Annotated in this window: 1 protein-coding gene; it reads left to right on the top strand. The window is 60.2% G+C overall.

Annotated features, from left to right (window positions below; all coding sequences use genetic code 11):
• A partial coding sequence (locus tag GTW58_RS13350) for a restriction endonuclease (RefSeq protein WP_483413989.1) occupies window positions 1–689 on the top strand: 689 nt, incomplete at both ends.

Below are 689 nucleotides of genomic sequence, written 5' to 3'. Positions count from 1 at the left end.
AGGGCGTCCAGCGCGACATCATCGAAGCCGAGCACCTGGAGTCCGGCGAGAGCTTCAAGGTAACCCGAACGAAGTCATCCGAATCCACCCTGAGTGCAAGCTCCACGGTGCCGTACGATCTGATCGGCGAGATCGCAGAGAAGACGAAGCTCACCCGCCGCACGGTCGCCTCCATCCTCCACCGGGTAAGACCGGACACGTTTGCGAAGTTCAAGCAGAACCCGGAGCAGTTCATCACCGAGGCTGCGCGGCTGATCCGCGAGCAGGCCGCGGCCACGATGGTCGAGCACATTGAGTACGACATCCTCGATGACCGGTACGACGCCTCGATCTTCACCGAGAATCAGACCGCTCAGGACCTGTCCAAGGCCGTCCACACCCCAAATAAGAGCGTCTACGAGTACGTCCTCGATGATTCCCAGGTCGAACGAGACTTCGGTGCCGCGCTCGACATCAGCGACGAGGTGTCCGTCTTCACCAAGCTCCCGCGCGGATTCAAGATTCCGACACCACTCGACGACTACAACCCCGACTGGGCGATCGCCTTCCAGGAAGGCTCTGTCAAGCACGTCTACTTTGTCGCCGAAACCAAGTACTCCCTCTCGTCGCTAGAGCTTCGTGGTGCGGAGAAGGCGAAGATCGACTGCGCCAACAAGCTCTTCGAGAAACTTGACCAGGTGGCCGGCACC

It is taken from the genome of Kocuria subflava, from assembly GCF_012163155.1.
GTDB classification, from domain to species: domain Bacteria; phylum Actinomycetota; class Actinomycetes; order Actinomycetales; family Micrococcaceae; genus Kocuria; species Kocuria subflava.
Note: the sequence above shows the minus strand (reverse complement) of the source record. Positions and strands in the feature narration are given on the sequence as shown.